A 16,791-nucleotide genomic window follows, 5' to 3' on the forward strand; every position below is an offset into this window, starting at 1 on the left:
GGGCTCTCCGTTGTGCGTTGTCGGATCCTTCAGGGGCGCTCGAGGTGCTCGAGGCGCCCGGCGGCGGCGGCGATCCGCTCGTCCGTCGCGGTGAGCGCGACGCGCACGGTGGAGCCGCCCCCCTCACCATAGAACATCCCCGGAGCGACCAGCACACCGGCATCCGCCAGACGCTCGACCGTGACCATCGCGTCCTCCCCGAAGGAGGTCCACAGGTACAGACCGGCCTGGGAGCCGCTGATCTCGCCCCCCGCGGCGCGCAGGGCCGGCGCGAGGATCTCGCGCCGTGCGCGGTAGATCTCACGCTGGGCCGCCACCGCTTCGTCGTCGCCGAGCGCCGTGGCCATCGCCGCCTGCACGGGACCGGGGATCATCATCCCGGCCTGCTTGCGGATCGCCAGCAGCTCCCCCACGAGCGCGGGGTCGCCGGCGACGAAGGCCGCGCGGTAGCCCGCGAGGTTGGACTGCTTGGACAGCGAGTAGACGCACAGCACGCCCTCGAGCGAGCCGCCGTTCACCCGCGGGTCCAGCACGGAGGGGACCTCGTCGACGGTCCACGGCAGCAGGGCGTAGCACTCGTCGGAGGCGACGACGATCCCCCGCTCCCGGGCCCAGGTGACGAGCGAGGCCATCTGCGGGACCGTCAGCACGTCGCCCGTAGGGTTCGAGGGCGAGTTCAGCCAGAGCAGCCGGATCCGCGACACGGCGGCCGGGTCCGGCAGCGCGGCGTCGCCGTGCTCGGCGAGGGCGACGAGGTCCAGCGGCAGGGACTGCGCCCCCACGAACCGGGCGCCCATGTCATAGGTGGGGTAGGCGATCGCGGGGAAGGCGACGATCTCCTCGGGCCCGATGCCCAGCTGGAAGGGCAGGTGCGCCACGAGCTCCTTGGAGCCGACGGTGGGCAGCACCCCGTCCACGTCGATCGTCCCCGGGGCGCCGCGGTGCCGGCGCACGAAGTCCACGAGCGCCTCACGCAGCGCGGGCGTGCCGACGGTCGTCGGGTAGCCGTGGCTGTCCGCGGCGGCGGCGAGCGCCTGCTGCACGGAGGCGGGGGTCGGGTCCACGGGCGTGCCCACCGAGAGGTCGACGATGCCGTCCTCATGGGCGGCGGCGCGCTCCTTGGCCCCGGCGATCGCGTCCCACGGGAAAGCGGGGAGGCGGGCGGCGAGGGGGCGACGCGGGGAGTGCATCAGCCCTCGGCGCCGGACTGCGGCGGGAGCGCCTCGATGATCGCGTGGTCCTTGTCGATCACGCCCATCTTGGCGGCGCCGCCGGGGGCGCCGAGCTCGTCGAAGAACTCGACGTTGGCCTTGTAGAACTCCGCCCACTGGTCGGGGAGGTCGTCCTCGTAGTAGATCGCCTCGACGGGGCACACGGGCTCGCAGGCGCCGCAGTCCACGCATTCGTCGGGCTGGATGTACAGCGAGCGGGTCCCCTCGTAGATGCAGTCCACGGGGCACTCGTCCACGCAGGCACGGTCCTTGACGTCGACGCAGGGCAGGGCGATGACGTACGTCATGAGGGCGGCTTCCTTCCACGGGGGTGACCGCACCATCATCGCACCGACGGGGCGCGCGGCGGGGCCCCGACCGCCGGATGCCGCGCAGACGTGACCTGTCGAACACCGCGGCCGCCGCGGGGCGGGCACTATGTTCGGGGGATGACCAGCGAGACCCGCCCCGGATGGGCACCGTTCCTCGAGGTGGGACGGCGTGTCACACTTCGCCACGCGATCGATCCGGCGACCGCTCCCCGCGGCGAGCGGATGAGCGACGCGCTCGGCACGATCACCGCGACGGACGAGCGCGCGGTGACCGTCATGACCCGGCGCGGCGAGATGCGGGTGCCGCGCCCCCTGGTCATCGCCGCGAAGGAGGTCCCGCCTCCGCCGGAGCGCCGTGACGGGAGCGGCGGGCGCTGAGCACGTAGCCGGCCCCGCTCACCACGTGCACCACGACGCCGGCCCACAGCAGCACCTGCACGGCACCCACGAGCCCCGGGGCCCAGGCGGCGGCCGCGGCCAGCAGGAACACGGAGGTCATGAGCAGCGCCGTGCGGATCTTCCCGAGCCAGGAGACGCGGATCCGACCGCCGAGCGCGGCGCCCGAGGCGAGCGCCGTGACGGCGAGGTCGACGAGCAGGATCACGACGAGCGCCGCCCACGGGAGCAGACCGGCGAGGGCGAGGGTCAGCACGATCGCGACCAGCCCGATCCGGTCCGCGATCGGGTCGATGATCTCCCCCACCCGGCTGGTCTGCCCGAGCGTGCGGGCGAGCAGGCCGTCGACCCAGTCGGTGCTCGCCCACACCAGCAGCAGGACCACGGCGAGGGTGTCCGGGCCGCGCGCGAGCAGCACGCACACGGGGGCGAGCAGGACGAGCCGCAGCAGGGTCACGGCGTTGGGCAGCGTGGCCCAGCCGCGATCCGCCGCGTCCGTGCTCACGACCGCTGCGCCTCCTCCGCGCGTGCCCGCGCCTCCCGGGCCCGGGTGCGCGCCTGCTCGAGACGGCGCACCGCGGGAAGGCTCAGCAAACCCGCCGCGAGGAACGGGATCCCCATGCCGAGGCCCTGCACGATCCAGCCGGAGTACTGCGCCTGGTCACCGATCACCCCGGGCAGGAGCACTCCCCCGCCGGCCCCGTTGCCGAGGAACGGCGTGGCGAGGATGCCCCACAGCGCCCCGGAGACCGCGAGCGGCAGCCGGGACCCGGTGACGGCCCAGAGGAACGCGCAGGTCATCACCTGGTACACCGTGCACAGCAGCAGGCCGGCCGGGATCGTGATCCCGAGCAGGTCGAGCGTCAGGCGGTGCACGGTGACCAGGACGAGCACCGACAGCACCGTGGGCAGCACGGCGAAGGCCGCGTGCCCGACGGTGCGACGGATGTTCACTTCTTCGCGCGCGAACGGGAGCGGGCCCGCTCCCCGGCGTTGAGGATCACCTTGCGGATCCGCACGATCTCCGGGGTGACCTCGACGCACTCGTCCTCGCCCGTGAACTCGAGGGACTCCTCGAGCGTGAGCTTGCGCGGCGGCACGAGATTCTCGAAGGAGTCGGCGCTGGCGGCGCGCATGTTCGTCAGCTTCTTCTCCTTCGTGATGTTGACGTCCATGTCCTCGTTGCGGGAGTTCTCGCCGACGACCTGGCCCTCGTAGACCTCACTCGTGGGCTCCACGAAGAAGGAGCCGCGCTCCTGGAGGTTGATCATCGCGTAGGGGGTGACGACGCCCGGGCGGTCCGCGACGAGCGAGCCGGTGGCCCGGAACTCGATCGCACCCATCCACGGCTCGTAGCCGTCGGCGTAGGAGGAGGCGATGCCGTTGCCGCGGGTCTCCGTCATGAAGCGGGTGCGGAAGCCGATGAGACCGCGCGAGGGCACCACGAACTCCATGCGCACCCAGCCGGAGCCGTGGTTGCTCATGGTCTCCATGCGGCCCTTGCGGCTCGCCATGAGCTGCGTGACGGTGCCGAGGAACTCGTCGGGGACATCGATCGTCATCCGCTCGACGGGCTCGTGGGTCTTGCCGTCGATCTCGCGGGTCAGCACGGTCGGCTTGCCGACGGTGAGCTCGAAGCCCTCACGGCGCATCTGCTCGACGAGGATCGCGAGCGCGAGCTCGCCGCGGCCCTGGACCTCCCAGGAGTCCGGGCGGTCCGTGGGGACGACGCGCAGGGACACGTTGCCCACGAGCTCCTGGTCCAGGCGGTCCTTCACCTGGCGGGCGGTGAGCTTGTGGCCCTTGCCGTTCTTGCCGGCGAGCGGGGAGGTGTTGATGCCGATGGTCATCGAGATCGCCGGCTCGTCGACCGTGATCAGCGGCAGCGGCTGCGGGTCCTCGACGTCCGCGAGCGTCTCGCCGATCATGATCTCGGGGATGCCGGCGACGGCGACGATGTCACCGGGGCGGGCGGTGCGGGTCATCTGCTCGCGGGCGAGGCCCTTGGTCTCGAGCAGCTCGGTGATCTTCACGGTCTTGGTGGTGCCGTGCTGGGTGCACCAGGCGACCTGCTGGCCCTTGGTGAGCTCGCCGTTCTTCACGCGCAGCAGCGCGAGGCGACCCAGGAACGGGGAGGCGTCGAGATTGGTGACGTGGGCCTGCAGCGGCATCTCGTCGTCGTAGCTCGGGGCGGGGATCGACTCGAGGATCGTCTTGAACAGCGGCTCGACGTTCTCGGAGTCGGGCAGCTCGCCGTCGGCCGGCTTCGTGAGGCTCGCGCGGCCGGCCTTGCCGGAGGCGTACACGACGGGCACGTCCAGGAGCGCGTCCAGGTCGAGGTCGGGGACCTCGTCGGAGAGGTCCTCGGCGAGGCCGAGGAGGAGGTCGGTGGCCTCACCGACGACCTCGTCGATGCGGGCGTCGGGGCGGTCCACCTTGTTGACCACGAGGATCACGGGGAGCTTCGCGGCGAGCGCCTTGCGGAGCACGAAGCGGGTCTGCGGGAGCGGGCCCTCGGAGGCGTCCACGAGGAGCACCACGCCGTCCACCATCGACAGGCCGCGCTCGACCTCGCCGCCGAAGTCGGCGTGGCCGGGCGTGTCGATGACGTTGATGATGATGCCCTCGGGCTCACCGATCGCCTCGGCCGAGGGGCCGGTGTAGCGGATGGCGGTGTTCTTCGCGAGGATCGTGATGCCCTTCTCGCGCTCGAGCTCGCCGGAGTCCATCGCCCGCTCGTCGTGCTTGTCGTGGTCGCCGAAGGCGCCGCCCTGGGTGAGCATGGCGTCGACCAGGGTGGTCTTGCCGTGGTCGACGTGGGCGACGATGGCGACGTTTCGCAGGTCGTTGCGGTGCTGGAGGGTCATGCGCGGGAGCTCGTCTCTGACGGAGGTGCGGGGCACGGTCCAGCTGCTCACATCGCGGGTCCCCCGCACGACATGCTCCTGGGCCGGACCGATTCTAACGGTCCGGCCCAGGATTCCTCAGGGGTCAGGGATGAGAGCTTCGACGCCCTCCGCGCTCACGGCTCAGACGTGACCGGCCTGCGAGAAGGGATCGATGATGTCCTTCGGACCCTCGCCGTGCTCCGTGACGGTCTCGTCGGCCCGCCCGGCGGGCACCTCGACGTCGATCGTCTCCGCTCCCGCGAGCGGGATGGAGCCGCCGGGGATCGCGGCGAGCAGGCGCCGGGTGTAGTCCTGCTGCGGCGAGTGGAAGACCTCGTCGGTCGAGCCCTGCTCCACGAGCTTCCCCTTCTCCATGACCAGGGTGCGGTCCGCGATCTGGCGGACCACGGCGAGGTCATGGGTGATGAAGAGGTAGGACAGCCCGAGCTCGGCCTGGAGGTCGTTGAGCAGGTGCAGCACCTGGTCCTGGACCAGCACGTCGAGGGCGGAGACCGCCTCGTCGCACACGACGACCTCGGGGTCCAGCGCGAGGGCGCGGGCGATCGCCACGCGCTGGCGCTGGCCGCCCGAGAGCTCGTTGGGGAAGCGGCGCATCATCGCCGCCGGCAGCGCGACCTTGTCGAGCAGGTCGCGGACCTTCGCCTCGCGGCTCTTCGCGTCGCCGATGCCGTGCAGGCGCATCGGCTCCTCGATCGTGCTGAAGATCGAGTACATCGGGTCGAGCGTCCCGTAGGGGTTCTGGAAGATCGGCTGCACACGGCGGCGCAGCGTCTTCAGCGCGGACCCCTTGTAGGTGGTGACGTCCTTGCCCTCGAAGAGCACCTGCCCCGAGGTGGGCTGGAGGAGCTTCAGCACCATCTGCGCGACGGTCGACTTGCCCGAGCCGGACTCGCCGACGATCGCGGTGGTCGTGCCGCGCTCGAGGGAGAAGGAGATGTCGTCCACGGCGGTGAACGGCGTGGTGCGCCACGGGACGCTGCCGCGGATCGGGAACACCTTGGTCAGGTTGCGGGCCTCGATGATGGGGCCGTTCGCCTGCTCCGAGGACTGACCGGCGGCGTGCTCCTGCGCCTGCTCGCGCACCTCCTCGCGCTCGGCCACGGAGACCAGGCGGCGCGAGGCGAGGCTCGGCGCGGCCGCGATGAGGCGCTTGGTGTACGGATGCTGCGGGGACTGCAGGATCTCGAGCGCGGGACCGGACTCGACGACCTGCCCCTTGTACATCACCACGAGATGCTGGGCGCGCTCGGCGGCGAGGCCCAGGTCGTGGGTGATCAGCAGCACCGCGACGCCCAGCTCGCCCGTGAGGGTGTCGAGGTGGTCGAGGATCTGCTGCTGCACGGTGACGTCGAGCGCGGAGGTCGGCTCGTCGGCGATGAGCAGCTTGGGGCGGGCGGCGAGGCCCATGGCAATGAGCGCGCGCTGCTTCATGCCGCCGGAGTACTCGTGGGGGTACTGGCCGGCGCGGCGCTTCGCGTCCGGCAGACCCGCCTCCTCGAGCAGCTCGACCGACCGCTTCTTCGCTGCAGCGCCCGTGGCGACGCCGTTCGCGGCGAGCGCCTCGGTGATCTGCGAGCCCACCTTCCACATGGGGTTGAGGTTGCTCATCGGGTCCTGCGGGACCAGGCCCAGCTGGTCGCCGCGCAGGGCCCGGATCTGCTTCTCCGAGACATGCGTGATGTCGCGACCCTCGAAGAGGACCTGGCCGCGGGTGATGCTCCCGTTCTTGGGCAGCAGGTGCGCGATGCTCATCGCGGTCGTCGACTTGCCGGAGCCGGACTCGCCGACGATCGCGACGGTCTCCCCGGGGTACACCTCGAGATTCGCGGTGCGCACACCTCGGACCGGCCCGGTCGAGGTCGTGAACGTGATCTCGAGATCCCTGATCTCGAGCAGCGGCTGCTTCGTGGCGCTGTCAGGTGCGGCGCTCATCGCTTCCTCGCCTTCGGGTCCAGGGCGTCGCGGACGGCGTCACCGAGCATGATGAAGCTCAGCACGGTGGTCGCGAGCGCCACAGAGGGGTAGAACAGCATCATCGGCTGGTTGCGCAGGGCATCCCTCGCACGGGAGATGTCGCCGCCCCAGGAGACGGCCGACGTGGGGAGCCCGACCCCCAGGAACGACAGGGTCGCCTCCGCGACGATGAAGACGCCGAGGTTGACCGTGGCCGTGACGATCACGGGGGCGATCGCGTTGGGGATCACGTGCTTCAGGAGGTTCGTGAGGCTCCCGGCGCCGAGCGCCGTCGATGCGGTGACGAAGTCCTGGCTCTTCGTCGAGATCACCGCGCCGCGCATGATGCGGGCGACGTTGGTCCATCCGAAGATGCTCAGGACCATGATGACGGTCCACATGTTCATCTCGCCGAGTCGGGTCGCGATGACGATCGCCCCGAGGATCATCGGGACGGCGAAGAAGATGTCCGTGATGCGGGAGACGATCTCGTCGATCCAGCCGCCGACGTAGCCGGCGAGGGCTCCGATCGCGCCACCGAGGATCGTCGAGCAGATCATCGTGAAGAAGCCGATGATCACCGAGGTGCGGGTTCCCCACACCGTGCGGGCCAGCGTGTCGTAGCCCTGCCTCGTCGTGCCGAAGGGGTGCTCCGCACTCGCCGGCTTGTTGGCCGAGGAGAGGTTGCCGTACGTGGGGTCCTGACTCGTGAAGACACCGGGGAACGCGGCGACGAAGAGCACGAGCAGGATCAGCAGCGCGGAGATGATGAACACCGGGTTGCGCACCAGATTGTGCACGGCCTCGGCCCAGAGCGAGCGAGGCGTCGATGAGGTGTCCGCAGCATCGACCTCCTGCAGCGGGGTCTCGTCGAGCGGGGCGACCCAGTGCTGGGCCTTCGGGCGCTGAGGGGCGCGGTTATCACTTCGCATAGCGGATCCTCGGGTCGAGCACGGCGTAGAGCAGGTCCACGATGAGGTTGGACAGCAGGAAGATGATCACGAGCAGGGTCACGAGGGACACGATCATCGGGGCTTCGCCGGCATTGATGGAGCGGAACAGCAGGGTCCCGACTCCGGGGATGTTGAAGATGCTCTCGGTGACGATCGCACCGCCCATCAGCGCGCCCAGGTCCGCACCGATGAAGGTGACCACGGGGATCAGGGAGTTGCGCAGGATGTGCTTGGTGACGACTCCGCCCCGGGAGAGGCCCTTGGCCGTCGCCGTCCGCACGTGATCCGCTCCGACCGTCTCTGCGATCGAGGTGCGCGTCAGCCGGAGGACGTAGGCGAAGGAGACCGCTCCGAGCACGAACCCGGGGACGAGCAGGTTCTGCCAGCTGGGGTCGCGACCCACGTTGATCGGGGCGATGCCGAGCTTCACACCGAGGATGAACTGGGCGACGAAGCCGAGCACGAAGGTCGGGACGGCGATCACGAGCAGCGAGAGGATGAGGAGCGTCGTGTCGATGAGCTTGCCCTTGCGCAGGCCGGAGATCACTCCAGCGATGACGCCGAACACCGTCTCCACGATCACGGCGATGATCGCGAGACGGATCGTCACCGGGAATGCGGCGGCGATCTGATCGGCGATCGGCCGGCCGTTGAAGCCCACGCCGAAGTCCAGCCGCACCACGTTGCCGAGGTAGATGAGCCACTGGATGATGACGGGCTTGTCCAGGTTGTACTGGGCGCGCAGCTGCTGCTCGACGGCCGGGGAGATCGGCTTGTCCCCCGCGAGGGTGAGGATCGGATCGCCGGAGGCGGCGAACGCGAGCAGGTAGACGATGAGCGTGGCGCCGAGGAAGACGGGGATCATCTGCAGCAGTCGCCGCACGATGTACCAGATCACGTCGTTCTCTTTCGAAGTCGGGCGGGGCGCGAGGACCCCCGGGCGTGCGACAGCGGGAACCGGAGCGATCCGGTTCCCGCTGTCGGGTGGTTCAGCAGGTCACTCGTGGAAAGCGGCGATCACTTCGTGATCTCGTAGTACAGCGGGACGGTGTCCCAGCCGTACTCGACGTTCGACACGAGCGACGAGTAGCCGCCGAAGGTGTTCTGGTACCAGAGCGGGACCACGGGCAGGTCGCGCATGATCAGCGCCTCGGCCTGCTTCCAGATCTTGATGGCCTCGTCCTCGCTCGCGGCAGCGAGACCGTCCGAGAGGAGCTGGTCGAACTCGGGGTTCTTGTAGTCGCCGTCGTTCGAGCCGTTGCCGTCCGCCGCGCCGGAGCCGTAGAGCGGGCCCAGGAAGTTGTACATGGACGGGTAGTCCGCCTGCCAGCCCGAGCGCCAGGTGCCCATGAGCTTCCGCGCGCGGATCTGCTCACGCATCTCGCCGAAGGCCGGGAACGGGGTCGGGTTCGCCTCGATGCCGAGGGTGTTCTTGAGCGAGTTGCAGACAGCCTCGACCCAGTCGGCGTGGGGGCCGTCCGCGTTGTAGGCGAGGGTGAGCGGTCCCTTGAAGGGGCTCTTCGCCTCCGCCTGCGCCCACAGGTCCTTGGCCTTGGCCTCGTCGAACTCGAGGACGTCAGCACCCTCGATGTCGGTCGCACCGCCACCGGGGATCACCGGCGCGACGAAGTCCGTCGCCGGGGTGCGGGTGCCGAAGAACAGGCTGTCGCAGATGCTCTTGCGGTCGATCGCGCGCGAGATCGCCTCGCGACGCAGCGCACCGGCCTCGCCCTCGAAGTTCGGGTCGTAGCCCGGGAGGGTGAAGGACTGGAAGACGGCGCCCGGATCGTTGACCGCGCGGTCGCCGAGGTCGCTCTCGAAGTTCTGCAGCTGCGACGTGGGGATCTGGTCGATGACGTCCACGTTGTCCGCGAGGAGATCGTTGTACATGGTCTCGTCGCTGTCGTACACGACGAAGGTGATGCCCGAGTTCTTGGCCTTGCGAGGGCCGTCGTAGTTCGGGTTCGGGACGAGGACGATCTCCTTGTCATGGGTCCAGGAGTCGACCATGTAGGGGCCGTTCGAGACCGGCTTCTCGCCGAACGCCTCGATGTCGCCGAAGGCGCTCGCGGGGAGCGGCATGTAGGCCGAGTAGCCGAGGCGGTTCGGGAAGTCGGACTGCGCGGAGACGAGCTGCACGGTGAACGTGGTGTCGTCGACGACCTCGAGCCCGGGGAGCTTCGCGTCGGCGGCGACGTCCTCCTTGGAGAGATCCGCGTAGCCCTCGATCGGCTCGAAGAAGTACTGGCCCAGCTGGGCGTTCGCGGCGTTCGCACCGAAGTTCCAGGCGTCGACGAAGGACTGCGCGGTGAGGTCGGAGTCGTCGGAGAACTTCAGGCCGGACTTGATCTTGATCGTCCAGTGCTGGTTGTCCTCGGACTCGATCGACTCCGCAAGGTCGTTCTCGGCCTTGCCGTCCGCCGTGTAGTACACGAGGCCGGCGAAGATGGAGGTGACGACGCGACCGCCGCCGACCTCTCCGGTGTTCGTCGGGATGAGCGGGTTCTCGGGCTCGGTGGTGTTCGCAAAGATCATCTCGCCGGAGCCGGATCCGCCGTCGGATCCGCCGGAACCGCCGGAGGAGCCACCGGTGCAGGCGGCGAGCGTGGCTGCGGCGACGCCGGTGGCAGCGGTGCCGAGCATCATGGAGCGGCGCGAAAGGGCCATGTGGATCTCCTGGGAGTGCTGTGTGTGGCGCCGACTACACCGGGCGCCGTGACGTCAAGTGTGCACCAGGGGTTGTCAACCTTTGTCCACCGGGCGGTAACGCTTCGGTCTCGGATACCCCAGGACGGTTCCCAGGGACACAGGGCACGCGCGCACCCGCCCGCGCGCTCCGGGTGGAGAATGGGGCCATGACTTCTCCTGATGCCCCTGTCAGCGGCGCCACCGCGCCGGTCGATCCCACCACCACCCCCGCGTGGGAGGCCCTCGAGGCGCACGATGCCGAGATCAGCGGCTCCCTGCGCGAGTGGTTCGCGGAGGACCCGCAGCGCGCCGAGCGCTTCACCCACGACGCGGCCGATCTCCACGTCGACCTCTCCAAGAACCTCGTCACCGCCGAGACCGTGGACCTCCTCCTCCAGCTCGCCGAGCAGACCGGCGTGCTCGCGCGCCGCGACGCGATGTACGCGGGCGCCCACATCAACACCACCGAGGACCGCGCCGTGCTGCACACGGCGCTGCGCCGCCCCGCCGGGGCCTCCCCCGCCCTCGAGGTCGACGGCCAGGACGTCGACCACGACGTGCACGAGGTGCTGGGCCGCATCGCGGACTTCGCGACCAAGGTCCGCTCCGGCGAGTGGACCGGTGTGACCGGCAAGCGCATCGAGACGGTCGTGAACATCGGCATCGGCGGCTCGGACCTCGGCCCCGTCATGGTCTACGAGGCGCTGAAGCCCTACGCGCAGGAGGGCCTCGCCGCCCGCTTCATCTCGAACATCGACCCGACGGACGCCTACGAGACCACCGCGGACCTCGACCCCGAGACCACCCTCGTCATCGTCGCCTCGAAGACCTTCACGACCCTCGAGACGATCACCAACGCGCGCCTCGTGCGCACCTGGCTGCTCGACGGCCTCCGCGCGAAGGGCCTCACCGCGGAGCAGGAGCAGGAGGCCGTCGCGAAGCACTTCGTGGCCGTCTCCACGGCGCTCGACAAGGTCGCCGAGTTCGGCATCGACCCGGAGAACGCCTTCGGGTTCTGGAGCTGGGTGGGCGGCCGCTACTCCGTGGACTCCGCGATCGGCACCGTGCTCTCGACGGTGCTGGGTCCGGAGGTCTTCGAGGAGCTCCTCGCCGGCTTCCACGCGATGGACGAGCACTTCGCGACCGCCCCGGCGGAGCAGAACGTGCCGCTGCTCATGGGCCTGCTGAACGTGTGGAACGTGAACTTCCTCGAGGCGGAGACCCACGCGGTCCTCCCCTACTCCCAGTACCTGCACCGCTTCCCCGCCTACCTCCAGCAGCTGACGATGGAGTCCAACGGCAAGTCGGTGCGCTGGGACGGCTCGACCGTCGCCACCGAGACCGGCGAGGTCTTCTGGGGCGAGCCCGGCACCAACGGGCAGCACGCCTTCTACCAGCTGATCCACCAGGGCACCCGGATCATCCCGGCGGACTTCATCGCCTTCGCGACCCCGGCCCGCCCGCTCAAGGACGGCGAGCAGGACGTGCACGAGCTGTTCCTCGCGAACTTCTTCGCGCAGACCAAGGCCCTCGCCTTCGGCAAGACGGCCGACGAGGTCCGCGCGGAGGGCACCGAGGGTGCGCTCGTCGCGGCCCGCGAGTTCTCCGGCGACCGTCCGACGACGTCGATCATGGCGCCCGCGCTGACCCCGTCCGTGCTGGGCCAGCTCATCGCACTGTACGAGCACATCACCTTCGTCCAGGGCGCCGTGTGGGGCATCAACTCCTTCGACCAGTGGGGCGTGGAGCTCGGCAAGCAGCTCGCCAAGGGCCTCGCCCCCGCGGTCGCGGGTGACGAGTCCGCGATCGCCGCGGAGGACGCCTCCACCGCGGCGCTCATCCGCTACTACCGCGAGCACCGCGCCTGATCGGAGCGCTCACAGCGGCAGAGCGGCACAGCTGCGCTGCATGACGACGGGGCGCCGTCGCCGGGAGCATCCCGGTGACGGCGCCCCGTCGGCGTCGGTGGCGGAGGGCCCTCACTGGAGGAAGTCGACGTCCTTGGTCTCCTTGCCGATCGTGATGGAGATCAGCGTGATGAGCGCGGCGAGGGTGAGGTAGCCGCCCACGAGCCACAGCTTCCCGTCCCCGGCACCCCACAGGGCGATGAGCGCGTACGGCGCGGGCGCCGCACCGATCACGGAGGCCATGTTGTAGCTGATGGCGCTGCCCGTGTAGCGGACGTCGGCCTTGAACATCTCCGGCAGGAAGGACGCCATGGGCCCGAAGGTCAGGCCCATGAGCGAGAAGCCGATGATGAGGGTCGCCATGACGCCGACGCCGCCCGCGTGCAGCAGCGGCTGCACGAGGAAGCCGTAGACGCCGATCGCGATCGTCACGCCGATGAGGTGGCGACGGCGGCCCAGGCGGTCCGCCATCGGGCCGGAGACCAGGGTGAAAATCCCGAAGAACACGACGCCGATGATGAGCCGGGTGAGGAAGCCCGCCCGCTCGTAGCCGAGGCCCGGCACCGCGGCGTCGGCCGGGGTGGTGCCGACGACGGTGAGGAAGGCCGTCATCATGTAGAAGAGGACGTAGGTCGCGACCATCGCGAGGGTCGCCGCGATGAGCGGTCGCCATGCGGTGGTGAAGACGCGCGCGAGCGGCACGGTCGCCACGCGCTGCTCGTCGAGGACCTTCTGGAAGGCCGGGGTCTCCATGAGCTTCAGGCGCACCCAGAGGCCCACGACCACCAGCACCGCGGAGAGCAGGAACGGGATCCGCCAGCCCCAGGAGGAGAACTGCGCCTCGTCGAGCGTGAGGCTGAGGATCACGAACAGCACGTTCGAGAGGATGAACCCGATCGGGGCACCCAGCTGGGGGAAGGTGCCGTAGAGGGCGCGCTTGCCCTCGGGGGCGTTCTCGGTCGCGAGCAGCGCGGCGCCGGACCACTCGCCGCCCAGGCCGATGCCCTGGCAGAAGCGCAGCAGCACGAGGATCGTCGGGGCGACGACGGCGAAGCCGGGCGTCGAGGCGGAGGGCAGCAGGCCGATGAGGAAGGTCGCGATGCCCATGACGAGCAGGCTCGCCACGAGGGTCTTCTTGCGGCCGATCCGGTCGCCGAAGTGCCCGAAGATGATCGAGCCGATGGGCCGGGCGAAGAAGGCGACGCCGAAGATCGCGAAGGAGCTCAGCAGCTGCGTGGTGGCGTCCTGCCGGGGGAAGAACAGGGCCGGGAACACGAGCGAGGCGGCGGTCGCGTAGGCGTAGAAGTCGAAGAACTCGATGGTCGTGCCGATCATCGAGGCCCCGATCACCCGCCCTCGGGTGTTCGCGGGCGCCGCTGCCGGCGCGGAGGAGGTGCTTGTCGTACTCACCCGCGCGACGATACGCCCGGGTCTCACCATCCGGGACATGCCATCCGTATCCTGGACCCGGGTCACGGCTGGGTCCCGACCTCGGACAGCGCTCGCCGCTCCCCTCCCCCACCTGGGAGGATGACCGGGACCGACAGCGCGTGCCCGGGGCCGCGCTGTGCCATCGCTGGAGGGGGACCCCATGGAAGCATTGGTGCCGATCATCGGCATCGCAGCCGTCGTGATCGTCGTGCTGCTCATCCTGCTGCTCGTGCTGCTGCGCAGCTACCGCATCGCCGCGCCGAACGAGGCTCTCATCATCACCGGTCGCAGCGGGAAGGCGAGCCCCACCGGGGACATCGACCTCGAGTCCGGCGGCGCCCGCGTGGTCATCGGCGGCCGCGCGATCGTGCGCCCCATCGTCGACCGCGCCTTCGTGCTGAGCCTCAGCTCGCGCCAGATCCCCGTCGAGGTCGAGGGCTACTCGATGAACGGCATCTTCCTGCGCCTGCGCGGCGTCGCGCAGGTCAAGGTGGGCGGCAACGTGGACGACGTCCGCAAGGCCTCGCAGCGCTTCCTTGATCAGCAGCAGCAGATCGACCACTACACCCAGGAGATCCTCTCCGGCACCCTGCGCGCCGTCGTCGGCACGCTGACGGTCGAGCAGATCATCCGCGACCGCGCCTCCTTCGCGAGCCAGGTGCAGGCCGAGGCCGAGCACTCCATGAACAACCAGGGTCTGGTCATCGACACCTTCCAGATCTCCGCGGTCGAGGACGACGGCTCCTACCTCCGCGACTGGGGCCGGCCCGAGGCCGCGCTCGTCGCCAAGCGCGCCGCGATCGCCGAGTCCGACGCGAACCGTGAGTCCACCCAGGCCAAGAACCTCAACCTCCAGCAGGAGGCGGAGTCCAAGCAGGCCTTCGACCTCCGCCAGGCCGAGATCAAGGAGCAGACCGACGCCCGCCAGGCCGTCGCCGACGCCGCCGGCCCGCTCGCCCGCGCCGCCCAGCAGCAGCGCATCATCGAGCAGGAGGAGCTCATCGCGGTCCGCAACAACGACCTGCGCGAGAAGCAGCTCGTCGCCGAGGTCCACAAGCCGGCCGAGGCCAAGCGCTACGCCGAGCAGCAGGACGCGGACTCGAAGAAGTACGCGCGCATCGCCGACTCCGAGGCGCAGCTGACGGACGAGCGCAACCGCGCCGAGTCCCGCAAGGTCTCCGCCGACGCGGAGGCCCACGCGATCGAGGCCCGCGGCCGCGCCGAGGCCGAGGTCGAGCTGCAGCGCCGCTCGAAGGACGCCGAGGCCGTGCGCCTCGAGGGTCAGGCGACCGCCGACTCCCTGCGCGCGCAGGGCGAGGCCGAGGGCGCGTCCATCCGCGCCAAGGGCGACGCGGAGGCGGAGACCACCCGCGCCCGCGCCGAGGCGTACAAGCAGTTCAACGACGCCGCCGTGCTCGCGCAGGTGCTCGAGGTGCTGCCGACGGTCGCCGGCGAGCTCGCGAAGCCCTACTCGAACATCGACAAGCTCTCCGTGTTCTCCACCGACGGCGAGGCGAAGATCGGGCAGAACATCTCCGTGGGCCTCGCGCAGGTGCTCGACATGGTCAGCTCCACCACCGGGATCGACTTCGGCGAGACCCTCCAGCGGGCCTCCGAGGGCGGCCGCGCGGTGCGCGCCGAGGCGGAGAGCTCCTCCGCCCCGGCTCCTGCCGTGTCGGCCCCGTCGGCCCCGATCGAGGAGGACGCCTCCTCGGAGGACTGACCTCCCCACCGCACGGCGCGCCCCGGTCCCTTTTACGAGGGGCCGGGGCGCGCCGTCGTCGGGGCCTCCCGATCAGGAGCGATCGGCTCCCGGCCGCTCCGCGTCGCCGATCTCGCCGAGCAGCGCCTTCGCGTAGGAGGACTGCACTGACTCCTCGTCGGAGGGGTGGTACATGCCCGCGCGGACATCGCGGGAGAGCCGCTCGAGCTCGCTGCGCCGGAAGAAGTGCGCGCCGCCGCTCGCACGCAGCACCTCGTCCACGGCCGCGATCGCGGCCTCGGTGGAACGGGACTTCACGCCGGAGAACTGCAGGAACCAGCGCGGGCCGTGGTCCGTGGTGCCCGCGCCCCGCTCCCCCGTGCCGAGCGCGTCGAGATCCCCGGCGAGCTTCTCGATCTGGAGCACGGAGCCGTCCAGGGCGATCGCCGCGCGGGCGAGGCGCCGGCGCACGTCCGGGTCGTCGGCGTGGAGGATCCCCCGGGTCACGCTGCGGCGGGTCGTGGCGATCCCGGCGCCGAGCTCGACGGCCCGCTCCGCGAGGCCCGTGTACACCGCGGCCAGCAGCAGCTCGAAGGCGCCGAAGACGCCCATGACGAAGGGGTCACCGTGAGGGCCGACGGGCGTCTGCGTGAGCACGCGGGCGGCGCTCAGCGGCGCCTCGTGGAGCCGCGTGGTACGGGACTGGGAGGCCCGCATGCCGTGGGTGTCCCAGTCCTCGAGCACCTCGACGGCGTCCGTGCGCTCGAGGACGCCGAGCACGAGCCGCGGGTCGTTCTCCGAGGTCGAGGCGATCCGCCCGTGGACGACGAGCCGGTCCCACACGGGGGCGAGGGACGTGAAGATCTTGGTGCCGGTGAGGCGGAAGCCGCCCTCGCCGTCCGGCACGGCATGGGTCGAGGAGTCGAAGAGCATCGCCTCGTTGCCGGCCTCGGAGATCCCGAAGGCGTGCAGCTCCCCCGCCGCGGCCTCCTCGAGCACCGTGCGCACCTCGGCGACGCCGAGCCGGTGCGCGTGCAGCGCGGCGCCGGTGACGACGAGGTGCATGTTCATGGCGAGGGCGGTGGCCGGGGCGGCCTGCGCGAGCCGGCGCTGCACGCGGGTCGCCTCGAGCAGGCTCGCGCCGAGCCCGCCGAGCTCCTCCGGCACGAGCAGGCGCAGGTAGCCGCGCTCGCGGAGATCCGCGAGGTCCTGCTCGGGGAAGGTGTTCTCCCGGTCGTGCACGACGGCACGCTCGCGGATCGTGGCCAGCAGGTCGACAGGCAGCAGATCGGTCTCGAGGCTCATGGTC

At 70.4% G+C, this 16,791-nt stretch carries 14 protein-coding genes; 3 read left to right on the plus strand and 11 right to left on the minus strand.

Annotated elements, in window-relative coordinates; all coding sequences use genetic code 11:
* Positions 1–29: 29 nt before the first annotated feature.
* Positions 30–1,190, minus strand: coding sequence for a succinyldiaminopimelate transaminase (dapC, locus tag NLU66_RS14525; RefSeq protein WP_259360344.1), 1,161 nt, complete (start codon positions 1,188–1,190; stop codon positions 30–32).
* On the minus strand, positions 1,190–1,519 hold the full coding sequence (gene fdxA / locus NLU66_RS14530; RefSeq protein WP_259360345.1) for a ferredoxin: 330 nt from the start codon (positions 1,517–1,519) through the stop codon (positions 1,190–1,192). Before fdxA ends, dapC begins: the two co-directional genes overlap by 1 nt.
* 141 nt (positions 1,520–1,660) lie before the next feature.
* On the opposite strand from fdxA, the gene NLU66_RS14535 reads away from it, so the two are divergent.
* Positions 1,661–1,921 carry an acetyltransferase gene (locus NLU66_RS14535; protein WP_259360346.1) on the plus strand — a complete coding sequence of 87 codons (261 nt, stop codon included), beginning with the start codon at positions 1,661–1,663 and terminating at the stop codon, positions 1,919–1,921.
* Here NLU66_RS14535 and NLU66_RS14540 read toward each other — a convergent pair.
* From NLU66_RS14540 to NLU66_RS14570, 7 genes are all read right to left on the minus strand, one after another.
* On the minus strand, positions 1,860–2,444 hold the full coding sequence (locus NLU66_RS14540) for a CDP-alcohol phosphatidyltransferase family protein (RefSeq protein ID WP_259360347.1): 585 nt from the start codon (positions 2,442–2,444) through the stop codon (positions 1,860–1,862). The two genes, NLU66_RS14535 and NLU66_RS14540, sit on opposite strands and share 62 nt — an antisense overlap.
* Positions 2,441–2,893, minus strand: coding sequence for a hypothetical protein (locus NLU66_RS14545; RefSeq protein ID WP_259360348.1), 453 nt, complete (start codon positions 2,891–2,893; stop codon positions 2,441–2,443). The genes NLU66_RS14540 and NLU66_RS14545 overlap by 4 nt, the downstream gene beginning before the upstream one ends.
* Positions 2,890–4,806, minus strand: a complete 1,917-nt coding sequence (gene typA, locus NLU66_RS14550; protein WP_259360349.1) for a translational GTPase TypA — start codon at positions 4,804–4,806, stop codon at positions 2,890–2,892. The genes NLU66_RS14545 and typA overlap by 4 nt, the downstream gene beginning before the upstream one ends.
* Positions 4,807–4,968: 162 nt before the next feature.
* A complete protein-coding gene (locus tag NLU66_RS14555) occupies positions 4,969–6,780 on the minus strand; it encodes a dipeptide ABC transporter ATP-binding protein (protein WP_259360350.1) in 1,812 nt (603 codons plus the stop codon).
* On the minus strand, positions 6,777–7,733 hold the full coding sequence (locus tag NLU66_RS14560; protein WP_259360351.1) for an ABC transporter permease: 957 nt from the start codon (positions 7,731–7,733) through the stop codon (positions 6,777–6,779). The genes NLU66_RS14555 and NLU66_RS14560 overlap by 4 nt, the downstream gene beginning before the upstream one ends.
* The gene (locus tag NLU66_RS14565; protein ID WP_137771204.1) at positions 7,723–8,652 is read right to left on the minus strand and encodes an ABC transporter permease; all 930 of its coding nucleotides are present in this window, start codon (positions 8,650–8,652) and stop codon (positions 7,723–7,725) included. The genes NLU66_RS14560 and NLU66_RS14565 overlap by 11 nt, the downstream gene beginning before the upstream one ends.
* A 119-nt stretch (positions 8,653–8,771) precedes the next feature.
* Entirely contained in the window at positions 8,772–10,421 is a 1,650-nt protein-coding gene (locus tag NLU66_RS14570) for a peptide ABC transporter substrate-binding protein (protein WP_259360352.1), read from the minus strand.
* Positions 10,422–10,609: 188 nt separating this feature from the next.
* On the opposite strand from NLU66_RS14570, the gene pgi reads away from it, so the two are divergent.
* Positions 10,610–12,310, plus strand: coding sequence for a glucose-6-phosphate isomerase (pgi, locus tag NLU66_RS14575; protein ID WP_259360353.1), 1,701 nt, complete (start codon positions 10,610–10,612; stop codon positions 12,308–12,310).
* 111 nt (positions 12,311–12,421) lie between these two features.
* Here the strand turns inward: pgi and NLU66_RS14580 are convergent, their stop codons facing one another.
* The gene (locus NLU66_RS14580; protein WP_259360354.1) at positions 12,422–13,759 is read right to left on the minus strand and encodes an MFS transporter; all 1,338 of its coding nucleotides are present in this window, start codon (positions 13,757–13,759) and stop codon (positions 12,422–12,424) included.
* 181 nt (positions 13,760–13,940) lie between these two features.
* Between NLU66_RS14580 and NLU66_RS14585 the strand changes: the two genes are divergently transcribed.
* Positions 13,941–15,503 (plus strand): flotillin family protein, encoded by a 1,563-nt coding sequence (locus tag NLU66_RS14585; protein WP_259360355.1) that lies wholly within the window; start codon positions 13,941–13,943, stop codon positions 15,501–15,503.
* Positions 15,504–15,575: 72 nt separating this feature from the next.
* Here NLU66_RS14585 and NLU66_RS14590 read toward each other — a convergent pair whose 3' ends face one another.
* The gene (locus NLU66_RS14590) at positions 15,576–16,787 is read right to left on the minus strand and encodes an acyl-CoA dehydrogenase family protein (RefSeq protein ID WP_259360356.1); all 1,212 of its coding nucleotides are present in this window, start codon (positions 16,785–16,787) and stop codon (positions 15,576–15,578) included.
* Between the last annotated feature and the right edge of the window lie 4 nt (positions 16,788–16,791).

It is taken from the genome of Brachybacterium sp. NBEC-018 (genome assembly GCF_024860185.1).
In the GTDB taxonomy this organism is placed as follows: Bacteria; Actinomycetota; Actinomycetes; order Actinomycetales; family Dermabacteraceae; genus Brachybacterium; species Brachybacterium rhamnosum.

Coding starts and splice junctions, on each gene's coding strand:
- dapC (WP_259360344.1), bottom strand. CDS start 1,190: ATGCACTCCCCGCGTCGCCCCCTCGCCGCCCGCCTCCCCGCTTTCCCG.
- NLU66_RS14560 (WP_259360351.1), bottom strand. CDS start 7,733: ATGCGAAGTGATAACCGCGCCCCTCAGCGCCCGAAGGCCCAGCACTGG.
- NLU66_RS14585 (WP_259360355.1), top strand. CDS start 13,941: ATGGAAGCATTGGTGCCGATCATCGGCATCGCAGCCGTCGTGATCGTC.
- NLU66_RS14535 (WP_259360346.1), top strand. CDS start 1,661: ATGACCAGCGAGACCCGCCCCGGATGGGCACCGTTCCTCGAGGTGGGA.
- fdxA (WP_259360345.1), bottom strand. CDS start 1,519: ATGACGTACGTCATCGCCCTGCCCTGCGTCGACGTCAAGGACCGTGCC.
- NLU66_RS14555 (WP_259360350.1), bottom strand. CDS start 6,780: ATGAGCGCCGCACCTGACAGCGCCACGAAGCAGCCGCTGCTCGAGATC.
- typA (WP_259360349.1), bottom strand. CDS start 4,806: ATGACCCTCCAGCACCGCAACGACCTGCGAAACGTCGCCATCGTCGCC.
- NLU66_RS14590 (WP_259360356.1), bottom strand. CDS start 16,787: ATGAGCCTCGAGACCGATCTGCTGCCTGTCGACCTGCTGGCCACGATC.
- pgi (WP_259360353.1), top strand. CDS start 10,610: ATGACTTCTCCTGATGCCCCTGTCAGCGGCGCCACCGCGCCGGTCGAT.
- NLU66_RS14570 (WP_259360352.1), bottom strand. CDS start 10,421: ATGGCCCTTTCGCGCCGCTCCATGATGCTCGGCACCGCTGCCACCGGC.